Genomic DNA, 24020 nt, shown 5'->3' with positions numbered 1-24020 from the left:
TGGCAGTCCACCCTCCCCCGGCCTGATCGGCCGTCGTGCGGGGTGCACTGCCAGCGGATACGTAACCGGCCGTCGACACGCGTCGTTGACCGTCCATGCGTCGGATCGCCGTCACCCTGCTGACCCTGCTCGCTCTGCTACTCGGGCTCACCTCGAGCCCCGCTGTCGCCGAGGAGAAGCTGCCCGTTCCCTGGAGCTTCCTACCCACCGCGGTCACCGGCGGCGCGTCCCTGAGCTTCAGTGCGCCGGGCACCAACGACTGGTCCTGCAAGCCGAGCAAGGCGCACCCCCGCCCGGTGGTACTGGTCCACGGCACCTTCGGCAACGGCAACACCAACTGGCAGACCTACGGCCCGCTGCTGAAGAACGCGGGCTACTGCGTCTACGCGCTGACCTACGGCCAACTCAGCAAGGCCCTGCCGCTCAGCATCCTCGGTGGCTTCGGCAGCATGAAGGCCTCCGCACGCCAGCTCAAGCGGTTCGTGGCCAAGGTCCGCCGCCACACCGGCGCCGCCAAGGTCGACCTGGTCGGCCACTCCCAGGGCACGCTGATGCCCCAGTACTGGGTGCGCTACCTGGGCGGGCGCAAGCACGTGCGCAACTACGTCTCCCTGGCTCCGCTGTGGCACGGCACCCAGGTCGCCGACGTCACCGCTCTGCTCAACCCGGTCTTCGGCGGCGAGGACTCGTTCCCGGCCTGCACCGCCTGTGCTCAGTTCGGCACCGGCTCGGCGTTCATGAAGAAGATCCGTAAGGGCAAGGTCGCCAGCAAGGGCATCCGCTACACCAATATCATGACGCGCTACGACGAGTTGGTGATCCCGTACAGCAGCGGCCGCCAGAAGGGGATGCGCAACCTGGTCGTCCAGGACTACTGCGCCACCGACTTCTCCGAACACTTCGAGATCGCCGCCGACCCGATCGCAGCTCGGTTGGTGCTCAACACACTCGACCCGAAGCGCGCCAAGAAGGTCGGCTGCACGGTGGTGCTGCCGTTCATCGGCCCGCTCGGCGCCAACGCCGAGTAGCCGCTCAATGTGACCTCAGCGCTCGCGACACGGAGTGTCGCGAGCGCTGAGGTCACATTGAGCTAGAAGGTTGCGGCGGCCTCGCGGCAGGCCCGGAGCGACTCACGGACCCAGGTCGGGTCGGCTCCGGCCAACCCGCAGGTCGGCGTGATCGCCATCGATTCGATCGGGTCCAGGCCGAGCATGTCCAGGAACCGGCTGACCCGCTCCACCGCTTGGCTCTTGGTCGCGGCAGGGCCGGTCGAGGTGGAACCGACGGCGCCGAGCAGCACCCGCTCCCCTGCCTCGATCGCCTCGGCGACCTGGTCGGCGCGGACGGCGTCCAGCTGGGTCAGGTCGACGGCGACACCGCGAGCTCCCGCACCCCGGACCAACTCGACCGGGAACTCGGGCGCACAGCAGTGCACGATCGGCACCGCTCCCGCGGCCGAGACGGCGCCCAGTACCTGCTCCAGCGCGGCCGACGCCTCCGGCGGATGAACCGCCCGGTGCCGGCCGTAGCCGGACGCTGTCGGGATCTGCCCGGCCAGCACCGCGGGCAGCGCCGGCTCGTCGATCTGCACGATCAGCTCACGCGCCGACGGCAGCCGACGACGCAGGTCGGCGACGTGGTCGGTCAACCCCTCGGCCAAGGACTCGGCGAGCTCGCGCCGCGCGCCGTGGTCGGAGAGCACCTTGTCGCCGCGAGGCTTCTCCACGGTGGCAGCAAGCGTCCACGGGCCGATCAGCTGGACCTTGAAGGCACCGTCATAGTCCTGGGCGAGCTCCTCCAGGATGTCGAGGTCGCGCGCCAACAACGATCGGGCCCGGCGCTGGTCGATGCCGGGGCTGGAGGTCAACCGCCAGCCGGCCGGCTGCAGATCGGCAGCCAGCTCCGCCAGCACGGCAACCCCACGGCCGGTCATCGAGGCGATCGCGCCACGACCGGGAAGCTCGGGAAGGTGCGCCAGGTCGGGCAACTCCCCCAGGACCACCCGCAACGCCTCGGTGAACGCGACCGCGTTCTCCTCCTCCGCGGCCAGCGGCTCACCGCCCGGCATCGATCCGATACCGGTCGCCACCACCAGGCTCACCCCAGTGCCTCGCTCCGCGCCGTTGCCGAGATCGTCGCCGATCCGACCACCCGGGTGCCGTCGTAGATGACCGCGGCCTGGCCAGGGGCGATCCCTTCGGCCGGGTCGAGCAGCTCGATCTCCACGGTGCCGGCCCCGGCGTCGGTCACGGTGACCTTCGCCCGGTGCTCGTCGCCATGGGCACGGAGCTGGACGGTGCCGGTCAGCACCTCGGGAACGGTGCCGCACCAGCGGGCGCGGATGCCACTGATCCGGTCGATCCGCAACGCCTCGCGCGGCCCGACCGCGATCGTCCCGGAGACCGGTTCGATGGAGAGCACGAAGCGCGGCTTGCCGTCCGGAGCCGGACGGCCGATCGCCAACCCCTTGCGCTGTCCGATCGTGTAGGCCGTGGTTCCGCGGTGGGTGCCCAGCACCTCGCCGCTCTCGGCGTCGACGATGTCGCCGCTGTGGTTCGGCATCCGCTCGCCCAGCTTCTCCTCCAGCCAACCGGCGTTGTCGCCGTCGGCGATGAAACAGATGTCGTGCGAGTCCGGCTTGTTCGCCACCATCAGGCCTCGGCGCTCGGCCTCGGCGCGGATCTCCGGCTTGGTGGTGTCGCCCAGCGGGAAGAGCGAGTGGGCCAACTGCGCCTGGCTCAACACGCCGAGCACGTAGGACTGGTCCTTACCGTGATCGATGCCGCGGTGCATCTCGATCAAGCCGTCGTCGCCGGTGCTCAACTGGGCGTAGTGACCGGTCACCACGGCGTCGAAGCCCAGTGCCAAAGCCTTGTCCAGGACAGCGGCGAACTTGATCTTCTCGTTGCAGCGCAGGCACGGGTTCGGGGTACGCCCGGCGGCGTACTCGCTCATGAAGTCCTCGACCACGTCGTCGTGGAAGCGGTCGCTGAAGTCCCATACGTAGAAGGGAATCCCGATCACGTCGGCAGCACGTCGTGCGTCGTTGCTGTCCTCGATGGTGCAGCAGCCGCGGGCGCCGGTCCGGTACGACTTCGGGTTGCGCGACAGCGCCAGGTGGATGCCGGTGACGTCGTGACCGGCATCGACCGCACGGGCCGCGGCGACCGCTGAGTCGACGCCGCCCGACATCGCAGCGAGAACGCGCATCACCAACCACCCATCGCGCCACGGGCCTCGCTGGCGGCACGGGCCCGCTCCACGACCGGCACGATCGCCTCTACCAACGCGTCGACGTCGGCAGCCGTGGTGGTGTGCCCGAGGCTGAACCGCAGGGAGCTGCGAGCGTCGGCCTCGGTGCAGCCCATCGCCAACAGCACATGGGAGGCCTGCGGGACACCTGCGTTGCAGGCCGACCCTGTGGAGCACTCGACGCCGCGGGCATCCAGCAGCATCAACAGCGAATCCCCTTCGCAGCCCGGGAAACGCAGGTGCGCGTGGCCGGGCAGGAGCTCGGCGTCACGCCCACTGACCTCGACGTTGGGAACGGCGGCGACGACGCGCTGAACCAGGTCGTCGCGGAGTGCCGCGATCCGGGCGGCGTAGTCGGCCTGGGTCTTGACGCTCTCCTCGACCGCGACCGCGAAGCCCACGATGGCGGGGGTGTCGATGGTGCCGCTGCGCACATCGCGCTCCTGGCCACCTCCGTGCAGCACCGGCGTCACCGACAGCTCACGGCGGACCACCAGCGCACCGACACCGAAGGGGCCACCGACCTTGTGACCGGTCAGCGTGAGTGCGTCCACGCCACTCGTCGCGAAGTCGACCGGGACCGCGCCGATCGCCTGGACGGCGTCGGTGTGGACCGGGATGCCGTATTCGGCAGCGAGTGCCACGACCTCGTCGATCGGCTGCAGGGTGCCGACCTCGTTGTTGGCCCACATCACCGAGATCAGGCTGACCGACTCGGGATCGCGCTCGACAGCAGATCGCAGCGCGGCGACGTCGAGGCGGCAGCTGCTGTCGACCGGCAGCAACTCGACCTCGGCACCGCGTTCGGTGAGCCAGTGCAGGGGGTCCAGGACGGCGTGGTGCTCGACGCTGGTGGAGAGGATTCGACGGCGCCGCGGGTCGGCGTCGGATCGGGCCCAGTGGATCCCCTTGATCGCCAGGTTGTCGGCCTCGGTCCCGCCCGAGGTGAAGACGACCTCACCAGGACGGCAGTTCAGCGCTGCGGCGAGCCGCTCTCGCGACTCCTCCACCAGACGGCGTGCATCGCGCCCCGAGGCGTGCAGCGACGACGGGTTACCCACCCGAACCAGTTGAGCGGTGAGGGCGGAGACCGCCGCCGGCAACATCGGAGTGGTTGCGGCGTGGTCGAGGTACACCCGGGCAGAGTCGGTCATGACAGCCTCAAGCCTACGTCGTGGCAGGTGCAGCGGAACCCGGGCAGTCCGGCCACGGGCTCACAGCAACATCAGGTCGTCGCGGTGGACGACCTCACGCTCGTAGGCCTCGCCGAACTCGGCGGCCAGCTCGTGCGAGGACCGCCCGACCAGCTTGGGGATCTCCTCGGCGTCGAAGTTCACCAGACCGCGGGCGATCAACGCACCGTCCGGCCCGACGACGTCGACCGGGTCACCGGCATGGAACGCGCCGTCGGCTCCGGTCACCCCGGCCGCGAGCAGCGATGCACCGCGTTCGCGGAGCGCCTTCACCGCACCGGCGTCGACCTGCAACGTGCCAACTCCCTCGGTGGCGTGGGCGAGCCAGAGCAGCCGCGCGGAACGCCGCTTGCCGGTGGGGTGGAACAGGGTGCCCACCGACTCCCCCGCCAGGGCGGAGCCGGCGCTGTCGGCGCTGGTCAGGACGACCGGGATCCCTGCCTCGACCGCGATCCGGGCGGCGCCGACCTTGGTCACCATGCCGCCGGTGCCGACAGCGGAGCCGACGCTGCCGATGTCGACGCCGTCCAAGTCCGCAGCACTCCGCACCTCGGTCAGCTGACGCGCGCCCGGCGCACCGGGCTTCGCGGTGTAGAGGCCGTCGACGTCGGAGAGCAGCACGAGCAGGTCGGCGTGGACCAGATGCGCCACCAACGCGGCGAGACGGTCGTTGTCGCCGAACCGGATCTCCGAGGTGGCGACCGTGTCGTTCTCGTTGACGATCGGGAGCGCACCGAACTCCAACAGCTTGTCGAAGGTCTGCGAGGCGTTGCGGTAGTGGGCCCGTCGGGTGACGTCGTCCACGGTGAGCAGCACCTGGCCGGTGGTGATCCGGTGGCGCGCCAACTCTTCGGTGTAGCGGTGCACCAGCAGGCCCTGGCCGACCGAGGCGGCAGCCTGCTGCGCCGCCAACCCGCGCGGCCGGTGGCTCAGCCCGAGCGGAGCCAGGCCCGCAGCGATCGCACCGGAGGAGACCAGGACCACTTCGGCACCCCGACCACGGACCTCGGCCAGCACGTCGGCCAGCACCCGGATCCGCTCGGGGTCGATCCCACCGGAGGCCGTGGTCAGCGACGAGGAGCCGATCTTGACCACGATCCGGCGGGCACCGGTGACCTCCGCGCGCAGTTGGGTGCTCACCGCTGAGCGTCCGGGTCGCTCTCGTTCCAATCCGGGTCCTCGGCCGAGCCGATCTCGTAGGCCATCGGACCGGTCGGCTCGGGCCGGCCCTCCGCCAGGCGCCGCGCCACGTCGGCCCGGGTCTCACCCTCGCCGCGCTCGTCCATCGCACCCTGGATCTTGCGGCGCCGCTCAGCGGCGGGCCGCTTCTCGTCGAAGCGCTGGTCCTCGCCGCGGCGTCCGAGCATCTCGACACCGGCGTCGATGCCGGGCTTGAAGTCGAAGACCACCGAGTTGTCCGGGTGACCGATCAGGACGGCGTCGCCCTCCTCGGCACCCAGCTGGATCAGGCGGGTCTCGATACCCAGTCGGTTGAGCCGGTCGGCGAGGAAGCCGACGGCCTCGTCGTTGCTGAAGTCGGTCTGGCGCACCCAACGCTCGGGCTTGACGCCACGGACGCGCCATCCCTCGTTGGTCTCGGTGATGGTGAACTCCTCCGAGCCTGCGGGGCCGGTCGGCCGCAGCACGATCCGCTGTGCGTCGACCTGGGGCTTCTCGGCCCGCGCGGCGGAGACCAGCTGGGCCATCGCGAAGATCAGCTCCTTGAGCCCCTCACCGGAGGCGGCACTGATCTCGAAGACCTCGAGGCCGCGGGCACGCAGGTCCTCGACGACGAAGGAGGCGATGTCGCGGCCGTCGGGCACGTCGACCTTGTTCAGGGCGACCAGGCGGGGGCGATCCTCGAGACCGCCGTAGCGGGCGAGCTCGCCCTCCATGATCTCCAGGTCGTCGATCGGGTTGCGGCCCGGCTCGATAGAGGCGGTGTCGACGACGTGCAGCAGGGCGGCGCAGCGCTCGATGTGACGCAGGAAGTCGTGGCCCAGTCCGCGTCCCTCGGCCGCACCCTCGATCAGGCCGGGCACGTCCGCGACGGTGAAGGTGGTGTCACCGGCCCGGACGACGCCGAGATTGGGGACCAACGTGGTGAACGGGTAGTCGGCGATCTTCGGCCGGGCCCGCGAGATCGCGGCGATCAGCGACGACTTTCCGGCGCTCGGGAAGCCGACCAGACCGATGTCGGCGACGACCTTCAGCTCCAGGACGACGTCGAGCTCCTCGCCGGGCTCGCCGAGCAGCGCGAAGCCGGGTGCCTTCCGCTTGGCCGACGCCAGGGCGGCGTTGCCGAGTCCACCGCGACCACCCTGGGCGATCACCATCTCGGTACCCAGGCCGACCAGGTCGGCGAGGACGTTGCCCTCGGTGTCGGAGACGACGGTGCCGTCAGGCACGGAGAGCACCAGATCGGAACCGTGGGCACCGTTGCGGTGCGCGCCGGCACCGTGGCCGCCGTGCTCCGCGCGACGCTTGGCGTTGTGGTGGTAGTCGATCAGCGTGGTGACGTCGCCGTCCACGCGCAGGATCACCGAGCCACCCGGTCCACCGTTACCGCCGTCCGGACCTCCGAGCGGCTTGAACTTCTCGCGGTGCACCGAGGCCACACCGTTGCCGCCGCGGCCCGCAGCGATGTGCAACCGGACTTGATCGACGAAGGTGGGAACGGCCATGAGGTGATCCTTTCTGGTGGCGGCTACCGGGGCGGTGCCGCCACAAACGCGAAGGCGCCCCTAGATTCTAGGGACGCCTTCGACAAGTACTGAACGTGCTGGAGGCTCAGGCCTCCGGGACCACGTTGATGACCTTGCGGCCACGACGGGTACCGAACTCGACCGCACCGGCGGCGAGGGCGAAGAGCGTGTCGTCGCCACCGCGACCGACGTTGGTGCCGGGGTGGAAGTGCGTGCCACGCTGGCGGACGATGATCTCGCCTGCGTTGACGGCCTGACCACCGAAGCGCTTCACACCGAGGCGCTGGGAGTTCGAGTCGCGGCCGTTCTTGGTAGAAGCTGCACCCTTCTTGTGTGCCATGTCTTCAGTCCTGTTCTGTCTGGAGTGAGTTCGCCGAAGTCCGCAATCAGGCGGAGATCGCGGTGACCTTCACCTGGGTGTACTTCTGGCGGTGACCCTGGCGCTTCTTGTAACCGGTCTTGTTCTTGTACTTCTGGATGATGATCTTGGGGCCCTTGGTGGCACCGAGAACCTCAACGGTGACGCTGGCCTTGTCGAGCTTGGCGGCGTCGGCGGTGATGCTCTCGCCGTCGACCAGCAGCACGACCGGAAGATCAACCGACTCACCAACCGCAGTGGTCACCTTGTCGATCTCGATGACGTCGCCCACGGCAACCTTCTGCTGAGTGGCGCCTGCGCGCACGATCGCGTACACCGCGGTCTCCTTCGTCGAATCATGGCAAGAAACTCTTGGTCTGCGGCCGACAGCCCTTGCGGGCCGAGCCATGCAGAGATGGACGTGAATTCACACGCCGACGTTCAATAGTAAGGGCACGCCAGCACTGAGGCAAAACGAGGACACTCCCCCTGGCCGGAGCCAGGGACGCTCAACTCAGGAACGCGCGCACCTGATCATGGTAGCCCGGCGACTCGAGTAGGAACGAGTCGTGGCCGTGCGGCGAGGAGAGCTCGTCGAACTCGACCTCCACCCCGTGCTCACGCAGCCCGTCCACCATCCGCTGCGACTGCGCCGTGTCGAAGCGCCAATCGCTGTCGAAGGAGAGCACCCGGAACCGGGTCCGGGTCGCCGCCAGCGCGGCCGGCGTCGACTCCTCCACGAACGGGTCGAAGTAGTCCAGCAGCCTGGAGAGCGAGAGATAGGAGAGCGCGTCGAACCGATCCAGGAAGGCGTTCCCCTGGTGCTGCAGGTAGTGCTCGACCTCGAAATCGGGGGTCATCCGCATGTCCGGGCCCTCGGTGTCACGGCGACGCCCGAACTTGGCGGCCAGCGCCTGCGGCGAGACGTAGGTGATATGCGCCATCATCCGGGCCACCTTGAGCCCGTGCGCCGGGATCACGCCGTGCTCGCGGTAGCGGCCACCGTGGAACTGTGGGTCGTTCATGATCGCTTCACGGGCGACGGTGGAGAACGCGATGTTCTCGGTGCTCAGCTGGGAGGTTGCGGCCACCACGACCGCCCGTTCGATCTGCTCGGGAGCGTCCAGCACCCACTGCAGGACCTGCATCCCCCCGAGCGAGCCGCCGACCGCGGCGTAGAGACGCTTGACGCCCAGGCGCGCGACGAGGCGGCGATGGACCGCCACGACGTCGCTCATGTGCAGCAGCGGGAACTCCGGCCCGTAGGCACGTCCGGTCGCCGGATCGGTGGACTGCGGGCCCGTCGTCCCGGAGCAGCCACCCAGCATGTTGGCGCAGATCACGAAGAACCGGTCGGTGTCGATCGGCTTCCCGCGCCCGATCATGTTGTCCCACCAACCGCGCTTCTTCTCCCCCATCCGCAGCCCCGACGCGTGGGCGTCGCCGGTCAGCGCATGGCAGATGACGATGGCGTTGTCGCCCGCGGGCGACAACTCGCCGTAGGTCTCGTAGGCGACCTCGACGTCGTGGAGTTCTGCACCGCTACGCAGCCGCAGCGGGTCGCCCTCAGGGAAGAGGACGGCCCGCTGCGTCTCGACGTAGCCCAAGGAGTGGGTCACGTTGGTGAAGTCACCTACTGTCCGTTCACTTGCTCGCCGCGAGGGCCTGCTCGAGGTCGGCGATCAGGTCGTCGACGTTCTCGATACCGATGCTCAGGCGGACCAGGTCCTCGGGGACGCCGGCCGCCTCGAGCTCTGCGGGGGTGAGCTGGGAGTGCGTGGTGGTGGCGTTGTGCACGGCGAGCGACTTCGCGTCACCGATGTTCACCAGGTGGCTGAAGAGGTTCAGCGCCTCGATGAACTTCTTGCCGCCCTCACGACCCGACTTCAGGCCGAACGAGAGCAGACCGCCGTAGCCGCGACCGGTGGAGATCCGGTCGTAGACCGCCTTGTCGGAGCTCGACTCGAGACCCGGGTAGGAGACCCAGGCGACGGAGTCGTGGTTCTCCAGCCACTGGGCGATCGCCAGGGCGTTGGTCGAGTGGCGCTCCAGGCGCAGGTGCAGGGTCTCCAGGCCCTGCAGGAAGAGCCAGGAGTTGTGCGGCGTGATCGCGGCACCGGTGTTGCGCAGCAGCACCGTGCGCGCCCGGATGATGTAGGCGAGGTTGCCGACGGCCTCGGTCCAGACGACGCCGTGGTACGCCTGGTCGGGGCCGGTCAGGCCCGGGAACCGCTCGGAGTGCGCGGCCCAGTCGAAGTTGCCGGAGTCGACGATGATGCCGCCGATGGAGGTGCCGTGGCCGCCGATGTACTTGGTGGCCGAGTGAACGACGACGTCGACGCCGTGCTCGAACGGACGGACCAGGTACGGCGTCGAGGCGGTGGCGTCGACGATGAACGGCAGGCCCTGTGCGTGCGCCGCCTCGGACCAGGCGTCGAGGTCGGCGACGTTGATCTTCGGGTTGCCGACGGTCTCGCCGAAGACCAGCTTGGTCTTCTCGTCGACGTGCTTGGCCAGATCCTCGGGCTTGTTCGGGTCGACGAAGCGGACCTCGATGCCGAACTGCGGCAGGGTGTGCGCGAAGAGCGCGTAGGTGCCGCCGTAGAGGGTGGAGAGCGCGACGATGTTGTCGCCGGCGTAGGTCAGGTTGAGCACCGCGTAGGTGATCGCGGCCGAGCCGGACGCCACGGCCAGCGCACCGACGCCACCCTCGAGCTGGTTGATCCGGTCCTCGAAGACGGACTGGGTCGGGTTCATGATCCGGGTGTAGATGTTGCCCGGCTCGGCCAGCGCGAAGAGGTTCGCGGCGTGCTCGGTGTCGTTGAAGACGTACGAGGTGGTCTGGTAGATCGGCACCGCGCGGGAGTTGGTAGCCGGGTCGGGCTGCTCCTGGCCTGCGTGGACGGCGAGGGTCTCGGGACGGTAGGTCACGACTCAACCTTTCATGCCCGACGACCGGGCAAAAGACTAGTGATCCAGTAGAGAATGAGCTAAGCCTAGTGAGTGCGCCAAGGCGCCGTGGAGAAATCCCACATGATGGCGACTTCGTCCCGCGGAGGACTTGTGAGTTAGGGCTGATGCGGGGCCGTTGACCGGCCCCGCCGATTCAGCCTCAGCGCTTGCGCGAGCCCTTCTTCTTGATCGGGACGTGCAGCTCAGCCTGGTCGCCGGCCGTCTCCTCAGCCGGGGCCTCGACGGCGCGGCGACCGCGGGTGCGCGTGGTCACCGTCGGCGGAGCCACCGGAGCGGCAGCCACCTCGACCGGTGCCGGGGCGGCCACCACGATCGGCTCGGAGGCCTTCGGGGTGATCACGCCGGCGCTCCGGGCACCGCGACGGGTCCGGGTGACCTGGGTGGTGGTCACCGTGGTCGTCGGCGCGCTGGGTGCCTCGTTGCTGGGTGCCTCGCTGCTGGGTGCCTCGTTGCTCACGGGAGGCTGCTCCACCGGTGCGGCGTCAGCCTCGGGCCGCGCCGTGTTGGCGGCGTTGTCAGCCGAGCGGTTCCGACGCGAGCGGCGCGACGAACGGCTCGACGTCTGCACCACCGGCGCCTCGGCCGTCTCGACCGTCTCAGCGGCGGGAGTCGGCTCGACGGCGTCAGCCGCCTCGACGACAACCTGCTCGTGGTCGTGCTCGTGGTCGTGACGGGCAGCAGCGGCGACGTCCTTCGGCGACGGCGGCTTCGGAGCCTGCTGCCGACCGGAGTCGTTGTGCTGGTCGTTGCGACCCTGGTCGTTGCGACCCTGGTCGCCCTCGCCCTTGCCCTTGCGGCTACGACGGTTGCCGCGCTTGGCGTCGTCGTCGGCCTTCTTCGGCTCGATCGGCATGTCGTGCAGCGTCAGGCCACGCCCGTTGCAGTGCTCGCAGTTCTCGCTGAACGCCTCCAGCAGACCGGTGCCGATCCGCTTGCGGGTCATCTGGACAAGGCCGAGCGAGGTGACCTCGGCGACCTGGTGCCGGGTGCGGTCGCGACCCAGGCACTCGACCATCCGACGCAGCACCAGATCGCGGTTGCTCTCCAGGACCATGTCGATGAAGTCGACGACGATGATGCCGCCGATGTCACGCAGGCGCAGCTGGCGGACGATCTCCTCAGCGGCCTCCAGGTTGTTCTTGGTGACGGTCTCTTCGAGGTTGCCGCCCGACCCGGTGAACTTGCCCGTGTTGACGTCGACCACGGTCATCGCTTCGGTGCGGTCGATGATCAGCGAACCACCCGAGGGCAGCCAGACCTTGCGGTCCAGGCCCTTGGCGATCTGCTCGTCGATCCGATACGCGGCGAACGCGTCACCGCTGGTCTCGGTGGCCTGGTAGCGCTCCAGACGCTCCTCGAGGTCCGGGGCGATGTGCGAGACGTAGCCCTGCACGGTCTCCCAGGCGTCGTCGCCGTCGATGACCAGCTTCGCGAAGTCCTCGGTGAAGAGGTCGCGGACGACCTTCAGGGTGAGGTCGGGCTCACCGTAGAGCAGCTTCGGTGCGCTGCCCTGCTTCGACTTCGCCTCGATGTCCTCCCAGCGAGCCTTGAGCCGCTCGACATCCTGGGTGAGCTCCTCCTCCGAGGCGCCCTCCGCGGCAGTCCGCACGATCACTCCGGCGGAGTCCGGGACGATCTCCTTGAGCAGCGTCTTGAGACGGGCACGCTCGGTGTCAGGCAGCTTCCGCGAGATGCCCGAGGTGGTGCCGTCCGGGACGTAGACCAGGAACCGACCGGCCAGGCTGATCTGGCTGGTCAACCGGGCGCCCTTGTGACCGACCGGGTCCTTACTGACCTGGACCAGCACGGACTGACCGCTGGAGAGGACCGACTCGATCTTCCGCGGCTGACCCTCACGGTGGCCGAGCGCCGACCAGTTGACCTCACCGGCGTACAGGACCGCGTTGCGCCCCTTGCCGATGTCGACGAACGCAGCCTCCATCGACGGGAGCACGTTCTGCACCCGGCCGACATAGACGTTGCCGATCATGGAGTTCTGCGACTCGCGCGAGACGTAGTGCTCGACGAGGACCTTGTCCTCCAGCACACCGATCTGGGTCAGCTCACCGCGCTGGCGGATCACCATCACCCGCTCGACCGACTCGCGGCGGGCCAGGAACTCGGCCTCGCTCACGATCGGGGCGCGGCGGCGTCCGGCCTCACGGCCCTCACGACGGCGCTGCTTCTTCGCCTCCAGTCGGGTGGAGCCGGAGACGGCGGTGATCTGGTCCTCACCGGTACGGCTCTGCCGGACCCGAGTGACGGTGTTGGCAGGGTCGTCCGAGCTGTCGCCACTGCCCTCGCCAGCGCGGCGACGGCGACGGCGACGACGCGAACTGGTGCCTTCGCCCTGCTCGTCCTCGTCGCCCGACTCGGTCTCGTCGCCCTCGGCGTTCTCGCTGTGGTCAGCGTTGTCGGTCGCATCGCCGGGTTCGGCGGAGTCGGTGGAGTCGGTGGAGTCACTGGACTTACGGCGACGACGGCCACCGCGGCGACGGCGGCGACGGGTGGTGCCGGCGTTGCCCTCCTCGGAGTCGTCGTCCTCGTGCTCTCCGTCGGCGGCGTCGCTGTCCGAAGCCTCCTCGGCGTCGGCGGTTGCTTCGGCGTTCTCCGCCTCAACCACCTCAGCCTGTGCCTCGTCGCCCTCTTCGGCGTCCGGCTCGACGGTGGCCTCGTCGACCTCGACGACCGGCTCCACGACCTCGGCCTTGGGCTTGCGGGCGGCGCGCTTGCGGGCGGGCTTCTTCGGCGCCTCGGCGACCTCGCCCTCAGCAACCTCGGGGGTGGCCTCGACGGCAGGCTCAGCGGCCGCCTCGGCGGTGGCCTCGGTCTCGGCCGGGGCAGCGACCGCCTTCTTGCGGCTCCGGGTCCGGCGCACGGGAGCGGCCTCGGGCGCCAGGAAGAGCGGCACCTCGGCGGCCGCAGCCTCAGTAGCAGCGCTCTCGGCGACGGCGGGTTCAGCAGCAGCCTCGGGGGCGGTCTCGACGACCGGTGCCGTCTCGGCGACCGGCGCCGCAGCCTTCTTCGCGGCCTTCTTCGCCGGAGCCTTCTTGGCAGCCGCCTTCTTCGCTGCGGCCTTCTTCGCCGGAGCCGGGGCGGCCTCGGCAGGTGCGGTGTCCGCGCTCTCCGGCTCGGCGATCAGCTCGCCCTGGGCGGCGTCGGCAGCAGCGGCCTTCTTCGTGGTCTTCTTGGCGGCGGTCTTCTTCGCCGCGGCCTTCTTGGCGGGCGCCTTCTTGGCCGCCTTCTTCGCTACCGGGGCGTCCTCGGTAGCGGGAGCAGCATCGGTTGCCGATGCGTCGGTGGGCTCGGCAGCAGCCTCGGTCGCCTTGGCGGCGGCCTTCTTGGTGGTCCGCTTGGCGGGAGCTTTGCGCGCCGCCTTCTTCGCCGGAGCCGCCGACTCCGGTGGCACGGCGGCCACCTCGTCCGAGTTGGTGGGTGCAGTGGTGGTGTCGTCGTCGAGCATCTGCTCTCCTCGGTGCCGCGACCTCGGTCGCCTCACCTGGTCATTGCCGGCGGGCGTACGCCTACCGGACTCAAGCCTTCGGGTGGCGGCGACATCCCCCGCCATGCGTCACGCGTCGGGCCGGGGGAATAACCGCGGTCGCTGGGCCCCAGGTGGCGCTGCTGTCACCAGCACCGGGCCGCGTCGCGGTCAGTTACCTCTGCTCGGCGTGCGTGCCGGACCTGGCTGGTCCGACGGGAACGTCGTCGGGTCTGTGCGCGGCAAGCCGCACAACTATGACCTGATGGGGAGTATCGCACACCGGTTGGTGAACCGGATCATTCTCAGAAACTCAGCGGGTCGCCCACGGTGCCGTCGTCGTGCAGCGGTCCCTGAGCAGCACGGGTGAGCAGAACCTGCCCTCCGAGCTCCAGTTCGGCGACCTTCCGCAGACCGGAGAGGACGTCGTCGGGACGCACACTGGGCACCCCGTGGCGCAGCACCAGGTCCAGGCGGAGGCCCGGCCGGACCGGCGCGTCGGCGTCGCCCTGCTCAGGAGCGACGACGGCGAGGCTGACCACCGCAGCGCGGCAGTCGAAGGTCCGCATCCCCTTCTTGGTCATCCGTTCCACCTCGACCGACTCGGCGGTCAGGAAGGCGGCGACGGCCGCCTCGGTCGCCGCCGGGTCCGCAGCGACGTCGAGCAGCCAGTGACTCGCCTCCAGGCGGTCGCTCAGCGAACCACCGGGCGACTCCACGACGTCCAGGACGTCGAGACCGGGCGGCAGCGCCTCCCCCAACTGGGTGGCGACGGCGGCCGGGTCCACGACCTCGGCCAGCGCGATCTCCAGGTACTCCGCCTCACTGGCCGAGCCGGTCGGAGCGGCGCCCGCATACGAGATCCGCGGGTGCGGGTTGAAGCCAGACGAGTAGGCCATCGGGATCCGCGCCCGGAAGACGGCACGCTCGAAGGCCCGACTGAAATCGCGGTGGCTGGTGAACCGGAGACGTCCACGCTTGGCGTACCGGATCCTCAGCCGTTGGACGGGCGGGGCCTGCTGCTCGGGTTGTTCACGCACCCGCGAACGATACCGAGCCTGAGCCGCTACCGCGCCTTCGCCGCCTCCGCCATCGCCGGCGAGACCCAGATCGAGGAGATCCGGACCCCCTCACACCAGGCGGTCAACCGCTCCGCCTCGGCTTGCAACGCACGCTGAGCCCAGCTCTCGACCGGGTCGTCGAGGTGGACCGAGACGACCCCGTCGGCGTCCTGGATCCAGGTGCCGACCACCCGGCCGTCGACCCAGGCGGTCGCTCCCCCGTTGCCCACCGAGTCGAAGTACCGCGGCTGGCGGCCGGCGAGATAGAAGTCGCGGCCCTTCCAGCCCATCGTGGTCGGGTCCAGCGAAGGCAGCAGGGCCACCCAGGGTTCGACCTCGTCCGAGGTGTCGAGGTCGTCGGGCAGCACCCAGCCGCGCGCGCCGCCGTCCAGGGTCACCTCGACCGCCTCGACGTCGGCGAGCGCGCGTCGCGCCGCCGCCTTCGTCGAGCCGAGCCACCAGACCAGGTCCTCCTCGGTACCGGGGCCGAAGCGGCGCAGCCAGGCGGCGACCAGCTCGGCATAGCCGGCTGCGGAGTCGAGTGGCTCCAAAGGTTCACCGAGCCAGCTCTCCATCGCCTGCCAGGTCGGCTTGTTCAGCCGCCAGTGGTGGGTCTGGCGGGCCCGGACGATCACGCCCGCTGCGCTCATCGCGGTGAAGATCCGAGGCGCCAACGGTTGCGCTCCGCCGTAGCTCTTGTGCGGTGCGTAGTCGATCGTGCCGTCGAGCTCGGGGAGCTCGTCACGGAGCTGGCGCGTGGTGAACGCTCCCCCATCGGCCAGCCGACGTGCCACGGCAGCCTCCGCCGCGGCCACCCACGCGATGCCGTCCGCGCTGATCTGCGCCTTCTCGACGTCGCGGGCGATCGCCCGGCGCTGCTGCTCGGCGATCCGCTGCCCGGCACTCCCCACCGCGGCCGGCAACAGCTCCCGGGGCACCCCGAAGATCGTGCGGCGCATCGCCATCTGCCGGACCACCGAACGCTCCTCGTAGAGCGCGTGGTCGACGTCGGCCGGCTTCAGGCCGGTGACCCGGGCCCAGAGGGCCAGATAGATCGTCGAGCTGTCGGTGGCGTGCAGCACCGCCACCGCCCGCGTCGCCTCCTCGACCGACGCCGCCCGACCGCTCGGGGTCAGCGCGTGCCGCAGCGCCAATCGCGCCCGTCGTTCCTGATCATCGATATGCACCACGTCCCACAGCATGCCGCAGCGCAGCGGTAACCTGCACACTGTCGCCGTCCACCTGCTGGGCCCGTCCAGCGGTGGGCACAGTCGGGAAGAAGGGGGTCGTGCGATGGCGCAGCAGCCACCCCTTCCGCCGCCCGGCTCCAACCCCTACGGCGACCCGCTGCCCGGCCCGCCCGTTCCGCAGCCGTTGCCGCCGGTCTCCCAGCCGCTCTGGCAGGGGCAGCAGGCGCCCATCGAGGGACAGCCGTGGCCTGCTCCCGATGCCGCCACCCCGCGACGTCGCCGGGCCTGGTTCTGGCCGGCCGTGAGCCTTGGCGTGCTGTTGGTCATCGCTCTCGGGGTCGCCGTCGGCGTGCTGGTGGCCCGCGATGACGCGCCGGAACCGTTGCGCGTCGACGACCTCACGGTCGGTGACTGCCTGATCTCGGCCGCCATCGCCGAGGGCGACGCCACGATCTCCGACCTTGCGCTCACCTCCTGCTCGGGCGCCCACCACGGCGAGGTCTTCGCCACCTTCACCGCCGGCCCCGACGTAGCAGACCTGGACGACGCCGGACGACGGTGCAGCAGCGAGCTGGACGCGGCCCAGCGCAGCTTGGCCGAGATCACCGCGGCGGGCCTGGAGGTGCGGCCCTTGGCGGCCGACGACTCGTTCGACGAGGAGACCTACGTGGCCTGCTTCCTGCGGCGCAGCGACGGCGGCACCATCACCGCGGTCGCGCCCGAATCTCCGATTTCCGGTTCCACCAGCTCAGAACAGCAGTAACAGTTACGTTTACCGACCCGACCAGTTTCGAGGACTGACATGACCCAACCGCCTTCCTACCCGGGTTCGGGCGACGGCAACGACGGCCAGCCGAACGACCCCTGGGGCAACACCCAGCCGACCGGCGGCGAGCCCGCTCAGCCGGGCCAGCCCGAGCAGCCCGCCGGCGAGCAGCCGTGGGCACAGCCCGGCCAGCCCGAGCAGTACGGCCAGGGCCAGTACGGCGCGGGTCAGTACGGCCAGGGGCAGTACGGGCAGCCGGGCCAGTACGGTCAGCCCGGTCAGTACGGCTCCGGTCAGTACCCGGCCGGTCAGCAGTACCAGGGCTGGCAGGGCGGCAACGACGCCCAGGCCGGCAACGACGGTGTCTCGATCACCGCATTCGTGCTCAGCCTCACCTGCTGCCTGTCGCCGATCGGTTTCATCCTCGCCTTCTTCGGGCTGTCGCGGACCAAGGGCGGCAAGCGCCGGGCCCGTTGGGCCGCGATCGCCGCGATCCCGATCAGCATCCTCGGCACCGCGCTGCTGGTCGGTGCGATCGCGCTCGGCTTCTGGGGCTGGAACCAGGTCGTCGACATCGACGACGTCAAGGTCGGCCAGTGCGTCAACGTCGATGAGGACACCTCCGACGGCGAGACCACCGTGCTGATGACCAAGAGCGACTGCGGCGACTCGCACGACGCTCAGATCGTCTGGGTCGGCACCGTGCAGGAGTTCGCCGTCGGCATGAACGAGGTCGGCAGCGCCGAAGACGCCGAGGTCTGCCGCAGCTTGGTCGACCCCGCCCTGAGCGCTGCGATCGACGACTCGTTCACGTGGAGCTCGGTCAGCGAGGACACCGACGAGCCGGAGCCCGACGACACCGTCGCCTGCTACGTCAAGAACGCCAACGGTGACGATCTGAAGAGCAAGATCGGCTGACCCGATCACACGCCGATAATGGGGCGGGGAGACCATGGACCTTGTGTCCAGCTCCCCGTCCCTTCGCAATTCCGACAGTTCACGCACCGAGTCGATCCTGATCCTGATCGGAATCCTGACCGTCTCGCTCAACCTTCGCCCGGCCGCCGTATCGGTAGGCCCGGTCCTGGAAGAGGTCACCGCTGGACTGGGGATGTCCCACACCGTCGCAGGTCTGCTGACCTCGCTGCCGGTGATCGCCTTCGCCGGCTTCGGTGCCCTAGCCCCCGCCGCGGCCAGCCGCTGGGGCGTCCACCGGGTCACCCTGTTCGCGCTGGTCGGCGTCGCCGTCGGGCTGGCCGGCCGGGCGCTGGTCGGCTCGACCGCCCCGTTCCTGGCACTCTCCATGCTGGCGCTGGCCGGGATGGCCGCCGCCAACGTGCTGATGCCCTCCCTGGTCAAGCTGCACTTCCCGCACCGGGTCGGTCTACTCACCGCGGCCTACACGACGTCGATGGCGATCGGGCTCACCGGCTCGTTGATGCTGACGGTGCCGATCGCCGAGAACTTCGGGGGCTGGCGCGCCGGGATCGGGATCTGGGCCGCCCTCGCCGCGATCTGCGCCTTGCCGTGGCTCTTCCTGCTCCGCCACGACGCGGCGCCCGGTGAGGCCCGGCGTGGGATCCGGCTCGCCGACGTAGCCAGGACCCGTCTCGGCCTGGCGATGGCGCTCTTCTTCGGCTTCCAGTCGCTCCAGGCCTACGCGATCTTCGGATGGTTCGCCCAGCTCTGGCGCGACTCCGGGTACTCGGCGACCGCCGCCGGCGCCCTGGTCGGCCTGCTTGCCGCCGTCAGCGTGCCGTTGTCGCTGTGGATCCCGGCTGCCGCCGCCCGGCGGACCAGCCAGCAGGGCATCTTCGCGATGATCATGGTCTGCTACCCGATCGGCTACATCGGTCTGATGATCGCGCCGCACTCGCTGGCCATCCTGTGGGCCGTGGTGATCGGCATCGGCGCCTGCACCTTCCCGCTGATCCTGACCATGATCGGGCTCCGCAGCCGGACGCCGGCGGGCACCGCCGCGCTCTCCGGCTTCACCCAGTCGGCCGGCTACCTGTTGGCCGCGGTCGGACCGTTCGCCGTCGGCGCGATCTACGACGCCACCGGTGGCTGGACCGCGCCGCTCTGGTTCCTGCTGGCGATCGCCGTCCCGCAGTTCGTCTTCGGCATGTACGCGGCGCGGCCGCAGTACATCGAAGACCACCTCAATGTGACCTGAGCGCGCACTTTTTGGTCGATTCCCCGCGCTGAGGTCACATTGAACGGCGGCCTACGATGACGTGCATGCCGAGTCTGACCTTCCGCAACGCCGACCTCGACGACGTCGCGGCGGTGGTGGCGCTGGTGGAGTCGGCGTACCGGGGCGATGCGAGCCGGGCAGGTTGGACCACCGAGGCGGACCTCCTGCACGGCCAACGGACCGACGCCGACGACGTCCGCGCGGCGATCCAGCTCCCCGGCAGCGTGTTGCTGGCCGGTTTCGACGGTGGCGATCTGGTCACCTGCTGCAACCTGCAGCACCGCGAGGACCGCGCCTACTTCGGGATGTTCGCCGTCTCCCCCACCCGCCAGGGCGACGGCATCGGCCGCCAGGTCCTCGCCCACGCCGAGACGTTCGCCCGCTCCACCTGGGCAGCGACCCACCTCGAGATGACCGTGATCCGGCAACGGACCGACCTGATCGCGTACTACGAGCGTCGCGGCTACCGCGACACCCGGCAGCGCTCGCCCTTCCCCTACGGCGACGAACGCTTCGGCATCCCGCAGCGGGCCGACCTGGAGTTCACCCTCCTGGAGAAGCCGCTCCACCGCTGATCGAGCCTGTCAACCGCTGATCGAGCCTGTCGAGATCAATCTCCGAAACCTACGAGCCCCTCAGCGCCACGGTCTCGACAAGCTCGACCTCCGCAGCGGCCTCAGACAACGCTCAGCGGGAGCAGCTTCTGGCCGGTCGGGCCGATCTGGATCTCGGTCGACATCTCCGGGCAGACGCCACAGTCGTAGCACGGGGTCCAGCGGCAGTCCTCGACCTCGATGTCCTCACCGTCGGCGGCGGCGAGAGCGTCTTCCCAGTCGCCCCACAGCCAGTCCTTGTCGAGGCCCGAGTCCAGGTGGTCCCAGGGCAGGACCTCGTCGTACTCGCGGTCGCGGGTGGTGAACCACTCCAGGTCGACGCCGGTGCCGGCGAGCGCGCGCTGGCTCGACTCGACCCAACGGTCGAAGGAGAAGTGCTCGCTCCAGCCGTCGAAACGGCCGCCGTCGCGCCACACCTCTTCGATGATCGCGCCGACCCGGCGGTCGCCGCGCGAGAGCAGGCCTTCGATCATGCCGGGCTTGCCGTCGTGGTACCGGAAACCGATCGCTCGGCCGAACCGCTTGTCCGCGCGGACAGCGTCACGCAGCTTCTTCAGCCGCGCGTCGGTGGTCTCGTGGTCGAGCTGGGCGGCCCACTGGAACGGGGTGTGCGGCTTCGGCACGAAGCCACCGATCGAGACGGTGCAACGGATGTCGTTGTGACCCGACACCTCGCGGCCCTTGGCGATCACCTTCTTCGCGAGCTCCGCGATCTGCATGACGTCGTCGTCGGTCTCGGTAGGCAGACCACACATGAAGTAGAGCTTCACCTGACGCCAGCCGTGCGAGTACGCGGTGGAGACCGTGCGGATCAGATCCTCCTCGGTGACCATCTTGTTGATCACCTTCCGCATCCGCTCCGAACCACCCTCGGGAGCGAAGGTCAGGCCCGAGCGTCGCCCGTTGCGGGAGAACTCGTTGGCGAGCGAGATGTTGAAGGCATCGACGCGGGTCGACGGCAGCGACAGCGAGATGCTGGTGCCCTCGTACCGGTCGGCCAACCCCTTGGCGACGTCACCGATCTCGGTGTGGTCCGCGCTGGAGAGCGAAAGCAGACCGACCTCGTCGAAGCCGGACTTACGGATGCCGTTCTCGACCATGTCACCGATGGTGTTGATCGACCGCTCCCGCACCGGGCGGGTGATCATCCCGGCCTGGCAGAAACGGCAGCCACGGGTGCAGCCACGGAAGATCTCCACCGAGAACCGCTCGTGGACGGTCTCCGCCAACGGCACCAGCGGCTTGGCCGGGTACGGCCAGGCGTCGAGGTCCATCAGCGTGTGCTTGCGGATCCGGGCCGGGACACCGGGCCGGTTCGGCTCGACCGAAGCGATCTGACCGGTCGCCTCGTCGTAGCTGACGTCGTAGAACTTGGGCACGTAGACGGCGCCGCTCGAGGCGAGCCGGAAGAGCAGCTCGTCGCGCGGGGTCCGGTCACCGAAGTCGGCGCCTGCAGCGAGCTCGCTCTTCCACTCGCGGGCGACCTCGGAGATCCGCAGCACGATCTCCTCGCCGTCACCGAGCACGGCGGCGTCGATGAAGTCGGCGATCGGCTCCGGGTTGAACGAGGCGTGGCCGCCGGAGAGGACGATCGGATCGGCCTCGGTGCGGTCGACGGCGTGCAACGGGATGCCCGCCAGGTCGAGCGCGTTGAGCATGTTGGTGTAGCCCAGCTCGGTGGAGAAGCTGAGGCCGAAGAAGTCGAAGTCGCGTACCGACCGGTGGGCGTCGACGGTGAACTGCGGGATCGGGCCGAGCTCGTCGCCCTCGCGCAGCACCTTCTCCATGTCGGGCCAGACCGAGTAGGTCCGCTCGGCGACGATCCAGTCACGCTCGTTGAGCACTTCGTAGAGGATCTGGACACCCTGATTGGGCAGACCGACCTCGTAGGCGTCCGGGTACATCAGGGCCCAGCGCACGGTAGGCCCGCCGTGGCCCGAGGTCTCGGCACAGTTCCAGTCCTTGACCGTCGAATTGAGCTCGCCACCGACGTACTGGATCGGCTTCTGCACGCTCGCCAGACGCGGCTCCAAGCGGGCGAAGAGCGACGGCGAAGCAGAGCGGGAGTCGTTACCGGTCGTGGTCACGAAGAGACACCTCGAGGCTGGGGAGTGCAAGACAACAGCCAAGACTACGTCGCCGGGAAGGGGCCTCAAGAATCCAAGGAGCCGTGGCCTACGGTGGACGTCGTGTCTCAGCCTCACATCCCTGCTCTGGACGGCCTCCGAACCGTTGCGGTCTACCTGGTTCTGGTGTTCCACGCGGGGGTCGCCACCTTCGACGGCGGGTTCGTCGGAGTGGACCTCTTCTTCGTGCTCTCCGGCTTCCTGGTCACCGGCCTGATCCTGGCCGAGGTCGAGGAACGCGGAGGGCTGCGGCTCGGACACTTCTACGCTCGGCGGGTCCGCCGGTTGCTGCCTGCCGCGTTGGTGGTCATCGTGGCCACCTCGGCGATCTTCATGATGGTCGCCTCCAGCGTGCAGCGGGTGCCCTGGACCGGCGACGCCCAGAGCGCGCTGCTCTATGTCGCCAACTGGCGTTTCATCGGCCAGGAGGGCGACTACTTCGGGGCCGACGTCGACAAGTCCCCGTTCCTGCACTTCTGGTCGCTCGCGATCGAGGAGCAGTTCTACCTGGTCTTCCCGCTCGTGGTGATCGTTCTGGTCTGGCTCCGCAAGCGGTGGCGCCCGGCCCTCGCCGTGGGGCTGGCCGTGCTCTTCCTCGCCTCCTTCGCCGCCCAGTTGTACTGGGCACAGAACGACACCTCGCACGCCTACTACGGCACCGACGCCCGCCTCTACCAACTGCTGGCCGGCTCGCTGGCCGCGCTCAGTCTGCGGGCGGTGCGCAGCAGGCGGGACGCCGACGCCCCCAGCCGTCTGCGGCCTGGAGTGGGGTGGGTCTTCCTGGCGATCCTGCTGGTGGCCGCGACCGACCTGGTCGACTTCACCCCCAGCACCCGCGGCATCCTGGCCACCCTGGCCACCACCGGTCTGGTCCTGACCCTCGCCGAGCAGAAGGACCAGAGCCTGGCCTGGTTCCTGGGACGACCCACCGTCGTCTATCTCGGCCGGATCTCCTACGGCACCTACCTGTGGCACTGGCCGGTGATCCTGCTGATCCCCTACTTCCTCGACCTCCCCGCGTGGGGCCTGGCCCTGGTCACCTTCGCGGTGGCCAGCGGGTTGGCCGCGCTGAGCTTCGAGATCTTCGAACACCCACTCCGTACCGGGCGCTGGGTCCGCCGCTTCGGCTGGCGCACGGTCGTTGTCGGGGTCGGCGCCTCCGTGCTGCTCGCCGTCACCGCCGTGCCACCGATGCTGGGATCGGACCGCTCCCCCGCCGTCGCCTCGTCGGAACGCCCGTCGCTGGCGCTGCCCACTGCAGGTGACGAACCGATCCCGCCCGGCCTCGACTGGGCCGCCTACACCCGCGAGACCGGTCCTGCCAACGCCTACTGCACCGTGCAGGAGACCGACTCCTGCACCGCCTACGAGGCGCCCAGCGGACCGCGGGTCCTGATCGCCGGTGACTCGCATTCGTTGATGCTCACCCCGGCGTTGACCCAACTCGCGAAGAAGCACGGCTTCAGCCTGTACCGCAGTTCGGTCGGCGGCTGCTCGTGGCAGCGCGGCGTCACCAAGCCGGTTCACACCGCGGCCAAGCGGGAGAACTGCGCCACCGCGCGCGATGCGCTGTACGGCGGCCTGATCGACGCTCTCGACATCGACACGGTGCTGTTGACCCAGCTTCCTCGGGGCAACGATCTCGCCGATATGACCGACGCCGAACTTGTCGGCGACGCGCTGATCGAACGGTCGGTCCGCGACAGCTTGGACTACTTCGTCTCCGAAGGCGTCAAGGTCGTGGTGCTGGCGTCGGCCCTGACGCCGAAGAACGCGCTCGGCGACCCCCTGGAGTGCCTGGCCACCTCGAAGCTGATCAGCCAGTGCCGGGTCCCCGCACCCACCTCGCCACCGTTGATCGACTCCTTCTACCGGACCGCCGACGTCCGCTCGGATGCGGTCGACGTCGTCGACATCAACCCCGTGATGTGTACTCACTGGCCGATCTGCGACGCGATCGACGCGGACGGTGACCCGGTCTGGCGTGATGGGCTGCACTTCCTCCCCAGCACTCTCACCAAGCACAGCACGGAGATCTGGGAACTCCTCCAAGAGACAGGCGCCTTCACCGAGGGGTAGGCCGAGCCGCTCCGTAACCCGACGA

Annotated in this window: 19 protein-coding genes; 6 read left to right on the top strand and 13 right to left on the bottom strand. The window is 69.4% G+C overall.

All coding sequences use genetic code 11. The annotated features are described in order from the left end of the window. The first annotated feature begins 95 nt into the window (after positions 1-95). Positions 96-1028: an esterase/lipase family protein gene (locus ACLM5J_RS05870; RefSeq protein ID WP_413655131.1), complete on the top strand. Its 933-nt coding sequence runs from the start codon at positions 96-98 to the stop codon at positions 1026-1028. 62 nt (positions 1029-1090) lie between these two features. On the opposite strand, the gene ACLM5J_RS05865 is transcribed toward ACLM5J_RS05870, so the two are convergent. The 12 genes from ACLM5J_RS05865 to ACLM5J_RS05810 all read right to left on the bottom strand — a co-directional run bounded on the left by ACLM5J_RS05865 (position 1091) and on the right by ACLM5J_RS05810 (position 16213). Next, positions 1091-2101, bottom strand: coding sequence for a methionine synthase (locus ACLM5J_RS05865; RefSeq protein ID WP_413655130.1), 1011 nt, complete (start codon positions 2099-2101; stop codon positions 1091-1093). Continuing rightward, positions 2098-3210, bottom strand: a complete 1113-nt coding sequence (mnmA, locus tag ACLM5J_RS05860) for a tRNA 2-thiouridine(34) synthase MnmA (RefSeq protein ID WP_413655129.1) — start codon at positions 3208-3210, stop codon at positions 2098-2100. Before mnmA ends, ACLM5J_RS05865 begins: the two co-directional genes overlap by 4 nt. After that, a complete protein-coding gene (locus ACLM5J_RS05855; RefSeq protein WP_413655128.1) occupies positions 3210-4406 on the bottom strand; it encodes a cysteine desulfurase family protein in 1197 nt (398 codons plus the stop codon). The genes mnmA and ACLM5J_RS05855 overlap by 1 nt, the downstream gene beginning before the upstream one ends. 60 nt (positions 4407-4466) lie before the next feature. Beyond that, positions 4467-5585, bottom strand: a complete 1119-nt coding sequence (gene proB / locus ACLM5J_RS05850) for a glutamate 5-kinase (protein WP_413655127.1) — start codon at positions 5583-5585, stop codon at positions 4467-4469. After that, positions 5582-7129: a GTPase ObgE gene (gene obgE, locus ACLM5J_RS05845; RefSeq protein ID WP_413655126.1), complete on the bottom strand. Its 1548-nt coding sequence runs from the start codon at positions 7127-7129 to the stop codon at positions 5582-5584. Before obgE ends, proB begins: the two co-directional genes overlap by 4 nt. Before the next feature lie 106 nt (positions 7130-7235). After that, a complete protein-coding gene (gene rpmA, locus ACLM5J_RS05840) occupies positions 7236-7490 on the bottom strand; it encodes a 50S ribosomal protein L27 (RefSeq protein WP_413655125.1) in 255 nt (84 codons plus the stop codon). Between the two features lie 46 nt (positions 7491-7536). After that, the gene (gene rplU, locus ACLM5J_RS05835; RefSeq protein WP_413655124.1) at positions 7537-7845 is read right to left on the bottom strand and encodes a 50S ribosomal protein L21; all 309 of its coding nucleotides are present in this window, start codon (positions 7843-7845) and stop codon (positions 7537-7539) included. Between the two features lie 172 nt (positions 7846-8017). After that, complete coding sequence (gene metX, locus ACLM5J_RS05830; RefSeq protein ID WP_413655123.1) at positions 8018-9127, bottom strand: homoserine O-acetyltransferase MetX; 1110 nt, start codon at positions 9125-9127, stop codon at positions 8018-8020. 25 nt (positions 9128-9152) lie between these two features. Beyond that, positions 9153-10439: an O-acetylhomoserine aminocarboxypropyltransferase/cysteine synthase family protein gene (locus ACLM5J_RS05825; protein ID WP_413655122.1), complete on the bottom strand. Its 1287-nt coding sequence runs from the start codon at positions 10437-10439 to the stop codon at positions 9153-9155. A gap of 181 nt (positions 10440-10620) precedes the next feature. After that, entirely contained in the window at positions 10621-13944 is a 3324-nt protein-coding gene (locus ACLM5J_RS05820; RefSeq protein ID WP_413655121.1) for an Rne/Rng family ribonuclease, read from the bottom strand. Between the two features lie 323 nt (positions 13945-14267). Further along, entirely contained in the window at positions 14268-15002 is a 735-nt protein-coding gene (locus tag ACLM5J_RS05815; RefSeq protein WP_413655120.1) for a TIGR03936 family radical SAM-associated protein, read from the bottom strand. Positions 15003-15028: 26 nt separating this feature from the next. Then, entirely contained in the window at positions 15029-16213 is a 1185-nt protein-coding gene (locus ACLM5J_RS05810; RefSeq protein ID WP_413655119.1) for a winged helix DNA-binding domain-containing protein, read from the bottom strand. A gap of 103 nt (positions 16214-16316) precedes the next feature. Here ACLM5J_RS05810 and ACLM5J_RS05805 point away from each other — a divergent pair, with 103 nt between their 5' ends. The 4 genes from ACLM5J_RS05805 to ACLM5J_RS05790 all read left to right on the top strand — a co-directional run bounded on the left by ACLM5J_RS05805 (position 16317) and on the right by ACLM5J_RS05790 (position 19751). Continuing rightward, positions 16317-16976: a hypothetical protein gene (locus ACLM5J_RS05805; RefSeq protein ID WP_413655118.1), complete on the top strand. Its 660-nt coding sequence runs from the start codon at positions 16317-16319 to the stop codon at positions 16974-16976. 39 nt (positions 16977-17015) lie between these two features. Then, positions 17016-17897 (top strand): hypothetical protein, encoded by an 882-nt coding sequence (locus ACLM5J_RS05800; RefSeq protein ID WP_413655117.1) that lies wholly within the window; start codon positions 17016-17018, stop codon positions 17895-17897. A gap of 43 nt (positions 17898-17940) precedes the next feature. Continuing rightward, complete coding sequence (locus ACLM5J_RS05795) at positions 17941-19155, top strand: CynX/NimT family MFS transporter (protein ID WP_413655116.1); 1215 nt, start codon at positions 17941-17943, stop codon at positions 19153-19155. Positions 19156-19220: 65 nt separating this feature from the next. Beyond that, complete coding sequence (locus tag ACLM5J_RS05790; RefSeq protein ID WP_413655115.1) at positions 19221-19751, top strand: GNAT family N-acetyltransferase; 531 nt, start codon at positions 19221-19223, stop codon at positions 19749-19751. 101 nt (positions 19752-19852) lie between these two features. Here ACLM5J_RS05790 and ACLM5J_RS05785 read toward each other — a convergent pair whose 3' ends face one another. Next, positions 19853-21877 (bottom strand): TIGR03960 family B12-binding radical SAM protein, encoded by a 2025-nt coding sequence (locus tag ACLM5J_RS05785; RefSeq protein WP_413655114.1) that lies wholly within the window; start codon positions 21875-21877, stop codon positions 19853-19855. 102 nt (positions 21878-21979) lie between these two features. Between ACLM5J_RS05785 and ACLM5J_RS05780 the strand changes: the two genes are divergently transcribed. Then, positions 21980-23995, top strand: coding sequence for an acyltransferase family protein (locus ACLM5J_RS05780; RefSeq protein WP_413655113.1), 2016 nt, complete (start codon positions 21980-21982; stop codon positions 23993-23995). Positions 23996-24020: the final 25 nt, after the last annotated feature.

This window comes from Nocardioides sp. Bht2, assembly GCF_047308515.1.
In the GTDB taxonomy this organism is placed as follows: Bacteria; Actinomycetota; Actinomycetes; order Propionibacteriales; family Nocardioidaceae; genus Nocardioides.
This window is presented reverse-complemented; position numbering and strand designations above follow the sequence as displayed.